This window comes from Ruegeria sp. CDSA033 (assembly GCF_059612305.1).
Window position 1 is genome coordinate 1 of sequence record NZ_JBXWQI010000046.1, and the last position, 6,410, is coordinate 6,410.

A 6,410-nucleotide genomic window follows, 5' to 3' on the forward strand; every position below is an offset into this window, starting at 1 on the left:
GGAAACCGGTGGCGCTTGTAGCTGATTGACGATGACTTATCGATGCCACCTACGTCCAATTACGGGCATGAGAAACCGAACGACCGTTAACGTGACAACACCAAAAAGTTTGCAACAGATCCCTTTCCGAGGTTGCCAACCAACCCAATGCGAATGCCATCACAGCTTGGTCGTCATTTTGTAACCAGAAGAAAAATAGAGTTTGGCGTGAGTCACGTTGTTCTCCTCCAGCCAAGTGGTTCTTTCGACGGTGAACAAGGCCGTTCCTTCGTTTTCCCCCAGGAACTCCGCAACCTCCAGATTGGCGTTGGTCGCTGAAAACGTCAGTTCAACCTCGGTAAACGGAACCTCACGGACAAGCCACTCGTTTGGCCCAATTTCTTCGAACGACTGATCGCGTGCCTGAGGGATGGTCGCAAGATTGATCCAACGCTCTTCGAACTGAAAGGCTTTGTTTGAGGCAAAGTGCATACATCTGAGATGCAGAACCTCACCCCCTTTTGGGATCTTGACCTGAGCACGCAACCAGCCGGGGGCGGCGATAACCTCGCGCTCAACAAGCGAATATCGATAGGTGGCCCCTAGGTTGGTGATTTCTTCCCGAATAAGCGGAATTGTGATCCGGGCCTGGCGCGTCGGGGCTGTTTTAACCCGTGTTCCTGCCTTGCGCTTACGCTCAAGAACGCCATCATCAACTAGTTCGCGCATTGCACGGTTTACCGTGGCCCGTGCACAGCCAAATTCCTTGGCAAGCTGAATCTCACCAGGCACTACCGCGCCGGGCGGCCAGGTGTTGTCGCGGATGCGGCCTAGGATGTTTGATTTAATATCCTGATAGCTCACCCGCACGACAAATGGCCTATAATATGTCTAAATTTATTGCATAATGTTTGTACTCGTATGCGGCTAGGGATTGCAACCGTCGGCACGCCTAATTCGAACAACAGTAAGCATACGCAGCCGTCCCATGACTAACCCGAAATGCGAACAGAAATGAAACATGTCCGAACCAGAACCCTGGAGCCCGTCCTGTGGAAAAACGGCTTAGGGACCACGCGAGAAATTGCACGGGGAAGTGGCGAGCAGGGCGTCGTCTGGCGTGTGAGCCTTGCTGACGTGGAGGCTGACGGGCCATTTTCCACATTTCCGGACATGTCTCGCATCCTGACCGTTGTCGAGGGAGATGGCTTTGATCTGGTTGGCCCTGCGACACCGTTGAACGCACGGTTTTCCGATCCGCTCAGGTTTTCAGGCGATCTGGAATTGTGGTGCCGGCTGGAAGCGGGCCCAGTGCGCAATTTTAATGTAATCTATGATCCTGTTCAGTGCGCTGCATCCGTAGATTGCCTGACTGGTGAAGGCACTCATAAGCTCCAAGCGGGTCCGAACGAAATTCTGTGTCTGTTTTCAGTGTACAAGGGCTGCTCTATCGACGGACACAGGGTTGAGCCCACTGAGGCAGCGGTCCTCAAGGATGGCAATTTCACAGCCATCGGTTTTGAAGACAGCATTACATTATTGGCGCGCCTCAAGAACCGATAGCGGGCAAGAGAACCTCAATCTACTATGGGAGGTAACTTGGCTGTCACGCATTGAAATTAGCCCAGGGTGCATTTTTGCGCGCGAAGTTCCGACAGGTGGCTCAGCAATGCGTTCGCTGTTTTCCAGGCCACCTGCTCCTTTTCTTTGCCCGTCAGTGCTGCCGGAACAACCGCATGCGTATAAGGATCGTCCGTGAAGATCGGATAATCCGATCCCAGCATAATTCTGTCTGCGCCCAAAAGCTTAACAGCTGCCTCCAACGCACGTGGCCCAAGCGAAGCGCAATCGTACCAGAGCCGACGCAGACGCTGGGTCGGGAACGGATCATCCGGGTTGCGATGCCGCGCAATGCTTTCTAACCGCTCAAAAATAAATGGAAGCGTGCCGCCCAAATTGACTATCTGAAAGGAAACAGCCGGGTAAGATTCCAACAGGTCTGACATGATCATGGTCAAGGCGACCTGAGAAGCGCTGGATTGCAGTTCCACTGCGGACAGTCGGTATTGCATCAGGTCCGCGGGGCGCGGCGGCGGGTTTTGCCCGACTTTCAGACCAGGGTGCAGCATGATGTGACAGCCGTATTCGTTTGCCGCTTCCAATAGCGGTCGCAATGAGTCAGCTTCGGCCAGAGAGTTGAAATAGTTCGACGGCAAAATAATTCCCGGCAAACCCAGATCGCGACGAACACGGCGAAGCTCTGCACAGGCAATATCAAGATCATCCAGCGGCACTCCGGCCAGCCCGATCAGGGCACCATTGCTATCAATTCCCAACTGGGCAAGGTGATCGTTAAAGGCAGAGATGACCGGTGCAATTTCCGTGGCGGGCAACAGATCAGCGCCAAGTGCTCCGGGGAAGGTCAGCAAGCGGTGCGTCAGTCCTTGCTTTCGCATTTCGGCCAGACACACTTGCGGGTCATGATAGGCATCGGTAAACGGAAATTCTCCATTCATCGCTGACATCACAGTGACACCATCTGCGCGTGTTCTGAGGCGAGGATGCGTCTTTCGGGCGCGCAAAGTCTCGACCAGCCCACCACCGTAGTAGTGGGAATGCATGTCAATGCGCATATCGATCTCTCCTGACATCTCGATTACTGACGTAGCACACAGAAAAGGCCCGCCGATTGATTATCGCAGCGGGCCTTTTACAGTGTCAAAGTCAGAACGTTACAGGCCCCATTTTGCGGCGGTCGCCGCGAAGAATCCCTGCGACTGACGCAGTTCGATCCAGCTGTTCACGTAGTTGATCCATACCTGATCGCTTTGGGGCATCAGCATCGCGATCGGTGTCGGCGCACGCGCCTCGGTTACTTCAATCTGACGTAGGTTCGGGAATTTTTCGAGCAGGGTCGAACCTTCGATATTCGATGTGATGAAAACATCAGCGCGCCCTGCCAGAACCTCCTGGAAACCGCGTGCCGGTGCCTCAACGACCTTGATATCAGCGTCAGGGAACCACTCGCGGACGCTTTTCTCGAATGTCGTCCCCAAGGTGGTCGCAACCTTGACTTCCCCGTTGTTGATCGAGTCCCAATCCGAGAATTTTTCGGCGTTTTCTTCAGTCGTAAAGGGATAGATTTCAACTGAGATATAGCTATTCGAATACCCGGCAGCTTTCAGGCGGGGCGGGCTGATCGATGCCGAACCTGTAATGTGATAGTTCCCGGCAACCACACCGTTTACCAAGGTCTTCCAATCCGTTGCCACGAATTCAAGCTCCACGCCCAGATCTTCGGCGAGTTGGGTCATGACATCGATATCATATCCCTTGTAGGCGTTGGTTGCCGGATCCCGGACGGACATCGGGTTCCAGTCGCCGGTTGTCCCGACTTTCAGCACCCCATTGTTCAGTATGTCATTCAGGGCCGATTGGGCATTGGCCGCCCCTGTGAGCATTCCAACTACAAGACCCGCGGCCAGGCCCATTGATTTCAGCAGCTTCATCGCTTCCTCCCCTTTTGTTCGTGCGTTCGCAACCAGATTTATGTCTGTATTTATCATATTTTGTATAGTTTTAATTTGAAGGCAAAGCTAGTCTTACGCTAACAATCTCAAAGGGGCAGGTCTATGTCAGATACATCGCCGGTCATCACAATCCGCGACTTGAATAAGTGGTACGGAGACTATCACGCGCTCAGAGACATCAATCTGGATGTCGCGCTTGGGGAAAGAATTGTTGTATGCGGACCTTCGGGATCCGGCAAATCAACCCTCATCCGATGCGTGAATTCTCTGGAGGAGCATGATTCCGGTTCGATCACGGTCGACGGGATCAAAATGACGGACAAAAAGGCCGCCGAGGAAATCCGATCCGAGGTTGGCATGGTGTTTCAGCAGTTCAACTTGTTCCCCCACCTGACAATTCTTCAAAATCTGACGCTAGGACCAATCAAGGCACGTGGCCTGTCGAAATCGGACGCGGAAGAACGCGCCATGACATATCTCGAACGGGTCCGGATTCCTGATCAGGCGCACAAACGGCCAACCGAACTTTCCGGTGGTCAACAACAACGGGTCGCCATCGCACGCTCACTTTGCATGGAGCCCAAGATCATGCTTTTTGACGAGCCCACCTCGGCGCTAGACCCCGAAATGATTTCGGAAGTGCTCGACGTGATCGTGGATCTTGCCCAAGAGGGAATGACGATGATCTGCGTTACCCACGAGATGGGATTCGCGCGCAAGGCAGCGGACCGGATGATCTTTATGGATCAGGGCGAGGTGATCGAAACAGGTACACCCGAAGATTTCTTCGAGGCACCTAAATCAGAACGTTGCAAGCTTTTCCTCAGCCAGATCCTTCAGCACTAAGGGGTATCACATGAAACGTACAACGCTTGTCGCTCTTTGTGCGCTTGTCATTCTCGCCGGCTGTAGTTCTTCGGGCAACTGGGGATGGTACGTCGTCAACCCCTCGACAGAAACGGGTCAGAACAACATCCGATTTCTTTTGTCGGGCTTCTGGTCGACAATCAGCCTGTCGTTGATTGCCGCCGTTCTCTCAATGGCCCTCGGGCTTCTGGTTGCCCTGCCGGGCATGTCGTCAAACCGATGGCTGCGGTTACCAAGCAGGGTCTACATTGAATTCATCCGCGCCATACCACTCCTGCCGATGTTGTTCTGGGTATTTTACGGATTCCCGGTTGTTCTGAAATCAATTGGTATCAGTATCAGCATCGATGCGTTCTGGGGCGCGATCATCACGCTGGCCATTTCGGATAGTGCCTTCACCGCCGAGATCTACCGCTCGGGCATCCAGTCGATTGACAAGGGCCAGACCGAAGCGGCAAAGACTGTTGGCCTGAACTACCGCCAGACGATGCTGTATGTAATCCTGCCGCAGGCGATCAAGCGGATTCTACCCCCGTTGGCGAACCAGTTCATCTATATCGTCAAGATGTCCGCTTTTGCCTCGGTGATCGGGATGCAGGAGTTGACGCGCCGTGCCAACGAATTGGTCGTGACGGAATACCGACCGCTTGAGATCTATACGCTTTTGATCTTTGAATATCTTGTTCTGGTCCTGATCATCAGCTTCTTCGTACGCTGGCTGGAACGAAAAATGAAATCGGACGAAAGCCGTTGATCAATGAACAAAGCTGGCAAAATCCGCGGCGACGGCCTGCGCCGCGGCATTGACAAGTTCACGCCCGTGTTCGGGTCGGGCCAGTTCAGAATAGGACCCAACGCGTCCATCGGGAAAGTCGCGCCGATGTTCATCGGGCGGCCCATGGCGATCACCCGCGTGGGCCGCGATGTACTCGGCAGAAAGCTTGCGCGGAGGACTCGTGTCTTCGGCCTGAACAACGCGATGGGTGGCCTGCGTGATCGCGACCTCGGATGGGGTGGCGTGCATACCCTCCCAGTCGCCGTAGTAGCCACGTCGGAGTTTGTTGACCCGATCAAAGTCCCACCAGCTCCGAATTCGGATTGTCGCACCTACGTCGTGTGCCGCTTTCCGCAAAGGCTCAAGGTTGGCACCGTGGCCGTTCAAAACATAGATCATCGAGAATCCATGATGGGCCAGTCCTTGCATAACCTCTCTCGCCAGATCGCAGTAAAGACCGGCGCTCAGCGAGACGGTGCCCGGAAAGCTCATGTTGAACGGCGCAGGGGCGTAAGCCAGTTCGGGTGCCACGACCGCCCCGGCGATATCCGCCGCAGCCCAGGCGATCTCGCGCGCGCAAATAGCATCCGTACCGATCAGACCGATGGGCCCGTGCTGTTCGATGGACCCGGTCGGCAGAACAATTCCCTTTCGGGTTTTGAGGTATGTCTCGACCTCGGTCCAGGTCATCTCTTCCAATCGCATATCGCCAGCTAACAGAACCAGTCAAGAAAAGGAAAGACACGATGTCTTGGAGCGGATTTCTCACTGAAACAATGGGACGTATAGGCGTTTTGCAGAAACAGGCGCCAGGTATGTTCGAGGGGTTCAACTCGATGTCCAAAGCCGCCAAACGCAATGGCGCGCTGGATGAAAAGACCAAGGAACTGGTCGCCCTGGGCATCGCAATCTCGACGCGTTGCGACAGTTGTATCGGGTTTCACACCAAATCGCTTGTCCGGCTCGGCACTACCCGCGAGGAGTTTTGCGAAGCCTTGGAGATGATCGGCTATATGGGCGGCGGCCCTTCGATCGCCTTTGGCGCAAAAGCGCTGGAAGCGTTTGACGAATTCACTGGTACCGGTGCTTAGGGGCCACACTGAGGCAGCGTGTATCTTCTTCTGTCATCCGGCAGTCGGTGTTGTCACGTTAACGGTCGTTCGGTTGCTCATGCCCGTAATCGGACGTAGGTGGCATCGATAAGTCATCGTCAATCAGCTACAAGCGCCACCGGTTTCCCCTTCAGATCATCGCGCACG

At 54.4% G+C, this 6,410-nt stretch carries 8 protein-coding genes; 4 read left to right on the forward strand and 4 right to left on the reverse strand.

The annotated features are described in order from the left end of the window. Positions 1–159 precede the first annotated feature (159 nt). Entirely contained in the window at positions 160–849 is a 690-nt protein-coding gene (hutC, locus tag AC2FLA_RS22185) for a histidine utilization transcriptional repressor HutC (protein ID WP_496725388.1), read from the reverse strand. A gap of 144 nt (positions 850–993) precedes the next feature. On the opposite strand from hutC, the gene AC2FLA_RS22190 reads away from it, so the two are divergent. After that, positions 994–1,542: a HutD/Ves family protein gene (locus AC2FLA_RS22190; RefSeq protein WP_496725390.1), complete on the forward strand. Its 549-nt coding sequence runs from the start codon at positions 994–996 to the stop codon at positions 1,540–1,542. 56 nt (positions 1,543–1,598) lie between these two features. On the opposite strand, the gene AC2FLA_RS22195 is transcribed toward AC2FLA_RS22190, so the two are convergent. Both AC2FLA_RS22195 and AC2FLA_RS22200 read right to left on the reverse strand, forming a co-directional pair. After that, positions 1,599–2,612, reverse strand: a complete 1,014-nt coding sequence (locus tag AC2FLA_RS22195; RefSeq protein ID WP_496725392.1) for an amidohydrolase family protein — start codon at positions 2,610–2,612, stop codon at positions 1,599–1,601. Positions 2,613–2,711: 99 nt separating this feature from the next. Continuing rightward, on the reverse strand, positions 2,712–3,488 hold the full coding sequence (locus AC2FLA_RS22200; protein WP_496725394.1) for a transporter substrate-binding domain-containing protein: 777 nt from the start codon (positions 3,486–3,488) through the stop codon (positions 2,712–2,714). A gap of 123 nt (positions 3,489–3,611) precedes the next feature. On the opposite strand from AC2FLA_RS22200, the gene AC2FLA_RS22205 reads away from it, so the two are divergent. Continuing rightward, positions 3,612–4,355 carry an amino acid ABC transporter ATP-binding protein gene (locus AC2FLA_RS22205; protein ID WP_496725396.1) on the forward strand — a complete coding sequence of 248 codons (744 nt, stop codon included), beginning with the start codon at positions 3,612–3,614 and terminating at the stop codon, positions 4,353–4,355. Between the two features lie 10 nt (positions 4,356–4,365). Beyond that, positions 4,366–5,130: an amino acid ABC transporter permease gene (locus AC2FLA_RS22210; protein ID WP_496725398.1), complete on the forward strand. Its 765-nt coding sequence runs from the start codon at positions 4,366–4,368 to the stop codon at positions 5,128–5,130. On the opposite strand, the gene AC2FLA_RS22215 is transcribed toward AC2FLA_RS22210, so the two are convergent. Further along, positions 5,131–5,856, reverse strand: a complete 726-nt coding sequence (locus AC2FLA_RS22215; RefSeq protein WP_496725400.1) for a creatininase family protein — start codon at positions 5,854–5,856, stop codon at positions 5,131–5,133. 41 nt (positions 5,857–5,897) lie between these two features. Between AC2FLA_RS22215 and AC2FLA_RS22220 the strand changes: the two genes are divergently transcribed. After that, entirely contained in the window at positions 5,898–6,242 is a 345-nt protein-coding gene (locus AC2FLA_RS22220; protein WP_496725402.1) for a carboxymuconolactone decarboxylase family protein, read from the forward strand. Positions 6,243–6,410 lie beyond the last annotated feature (168 nt).